Here is a 1,785-nt window from a genome sequence, read left to right on the forward strand (position 1 = left end):
GAGGCTGTGACATAAGTTTCTAAATTAAATGGTGATTGAAAACTTTTAAGTTTTCAATCACCATTTTTTTGGTACAATTATAAATAAAAAGAGTATCGGTAGGCCCCGATACTCTAACTTATCCTCGAAAGGACATTTAAAATGCAAAGTAATTATAACATAAATCAAACAACATTGAGTATCTCTTTAGATTATATTCCCGAAGGAAATCATCCAGCAATTTATATTAATCAGTTGGTTGAAAACCTAAGCGTAAAATATCATTATCAATTTGGACGACCAAGAGAATATAATCTTGAAGCTTTGCTGAAACTCGTTCTTTTGGCGTATAGTTACGGTATTTTTAGTAGTCGTAAAATCGAGAGATTCGCACGTGAAAACAAACCTGCCGGTTGGTTAATTGCAGGTCAAATCCCTTCGTATCGAACGATTTGTCGTTTTCGTATTTCAGATGAACTAACTGCGCTAACAGCCGAAGGCTTGGAAAACTTAACATTATTTCTTCGAAAGAATAACATGATTGATAATGTTTCATTTATTGATGGCACTAAAATACTAGCTGATGCCAATAAATACGGTTTTGTTTGGAAAAAGAATACGCTACGTTTTGATACCATGAATCGAGAAAAGCTAGTCGAATTATTGGGAGAATTACATGAAGCTAACCTCATTGGTCAAGTTCCTGAAGGCTCAGATTTAAATCCAGAATTATTAGAAGATATGATTAATAAAGTTGAAAATCATTTAGTGGACCTCGACCAAAAGGTCAAGGAAACACCTAAAATTTCACCCAATCCAGCTAAGCAACAACGACGTCAACTGAAAGCTAAAAAAAGAATCTTAGATCAACGACGCAATAAGTTGATTCAACATCAAAGACAACAAACCATTTATGGTAAACGAAATAGTTATTCTAAAACAGATCATGATGCTACTTTTATGCGTATTAAAGAAGATCCAATGTTAAATGGACAGTTAAAACCCGCCTATAATTTACAAATTGCGACTAGTAATCAATTTATTACCGGTTATCAAATTTTTCAAAACCCAAATGATACACGGACTTTACCAATATTTCTTCACCAATTAAAAAGACATCATACTTTAGGTAAAACCATCGTCGCCGACGCTGGATATGGTTCGGAAAGTAATTATCGTTTTTGTGAAGATGAACTTAACGAGCATACTGTGTTAATACCATACGGTACAATGCTTAGAGAAAACAGTCGTAAATGGAAAAGTGATGACCGAAAGGTTATGAATTGGAATTACAGTGAAATTGATGATTACTTTATTGATTTACATGGGATTCAATTTAAGTTTAATACCTACCGACAACGGACGGATAAGTATGGATTCAAACGTGACTTCAAAGAATATGTCGCAGAAAAATATGATGAGAATCAGCAGCCGCAGGCCGCTGCATTAACACCTAAAGGAAATATTCGTAAGATCTTAGTCAATGAAGTCTGGGAATATCATAAAGCTAAAGAACGGAAGTTACTTTCAGAACCAAAAACGGGTCAAATTTACGCGCAACGTAAAATTGATGTGGAACCCATTTTTGGAAAAATGAAGGCTTCTTTGCATTTTAATCAATTTTCGGTGCGAGGTCTTGAAAAAGTTACAAAGGAAGCCGGAATTGTAATTATGGCTTTAAACATCTTAAAATTAGTTACATTAAGGAATAATTTATCTAAAAAAGCTAAAAGAAAGCTGTCTGAAAAACCAAATATGGTTTTTCAGACAGCTTTCTTTTTCAGAGACCACTTATGTCACAGCCTC

The 1,785-nt window shown here is 34.1% G+C and carries 1 pseudogene; it reads left to right on the forward strand.

The annotated features are described in order from the left end of the window. Positions 1–141 precede the first annotated feature (141 nt). Positions 142–1,785, forward strand: a pseudogene (locus tag FC66_RS07775) (IS1182 family transposase); the annotation flags it as partial.

Source organism: Dellaglioa algida DSM 15638, from assembly GCF_001434695.1.
GTDB classification, from domain to species: Bacteria; Bacillota; Bacilli; order Lactobacillales; family Lactobacillaceae; genus Dellaglioa; species Dellaglioa algida.